Source organism: Halomonas sp. 5021 (genome assembly GCF_036663435.1).
Taxonomy (GTDB): Bacteria; Pseudomonadota; Gammaproteobacteria; order Pseudomonadales; family Halomonadaceae; genus Vreelandella; species Vreelandella janggokensis.
In genome coordinates, this window is record NZ_JAXOVU010000035.1 from 1 (window position 1) to 1,076 (window position 1,076).

The 1,076-nt window shown below is 39.8% G+C and carries 1 protein-coding gene; it reads right to left on the reverse strand.

What is annotated here, in order from left to right:
• Window positions 1–34: 34 nt before the first annotated feature.
• On the reverse strand, window positions 35–526 hold the full coding sequence (locus tag R3F64_RS19340; RefSeq protein WP_332613249.1) for a DUF3987 domain-containing protein: 492 nt from the start codon (window positions 524–526) through the stop codon (window positions 35–37).
• Window positions 527–1,076: the final 550 nt, after the last annotated feature.

A 1,076-nucleotide genomic window follows, 5' to 3' on the forward strand; every position in this document is an offset into this window, starting at 1 on the left:
AGAAGCGTGTCTGAATCTTTGATTTTTTGTCGACTCAAACCGCGATTGGCGATAATCGGCAGTTATTCAGACCTTCCTTAGTTTCTTCACATTTGCTAGCCGCTCTAGCGAGAAGCTTTCCGAGCTCTCTTTCATGTAAAGACCAGTTATGAATTCGCCGTTTATAGTCTTCAATATCTTTCTGATGTTTATCCAAAAGTTCACGTTCAATTTTTTTAATTTCAAGGAAAAACGCATTCTCGACAGCAGTTTTACGTTCACCGCTTAGAGCAATTATCAGGATATAAAGTGATAAGGGAACACGATATCCTGTCGGTAACTCTACATTGGCAATACCTTGGCAGGCGGATGACATGGCAGATAAGGCTGTCAATAAAGCCATTTCATACGAAATTTCAAGAGACCGTGATATCTCTACCACAGCGCCTTCAAATACTGAATTTTCATCGAGAATTGGCCATTCATGGTTCCGAAGGCCGGAGTCTCTTGTGTACGAGCATCCTGAGCTAAGCTTGTCATTTTCCACCTTTATACCTCCATCATCTCTGCTAATGTTGCTAACGCTAGCAAGATTAGCAGCATGATAGAGTGAATCAAGCGTATTTTTTAAATTAAACTTCTTTGTACTTAGTTGGACAAAAAATATTAATCCATGGTGCTAACTCTCTGATATAAAGCGATTTCCCATCACCATGCAGTCAGAAGTGCCTTGGTGACAGCAACGGCACCCATTGCATTTGAAGGCTGAAGGGCTGGTGACGAATAGCGGTTAAAAATTACTGACTATATATAACTATATGAGAATATGACGAGCCCATGTGGCTCTTGATGAGCTTATTGAAAAATTAGGTTTATTTTTCAGGTGACATTGATAGTTGAATGTATTTTATTTTCTTTTAAAACGCGATGGTTATGATATTCATTGCCATATGCTAGTTGGCTCTAACGATATTTAAATGACGGTAATATTAGTATGCTTTCACTTAACAATAAAAATGAGGCTCTTCGACGTTGGGTGTGGAATTTGTCTCCTGAGCTGGGCCAGAATAGGGACTCCACAACAGCGGTAGGTATGG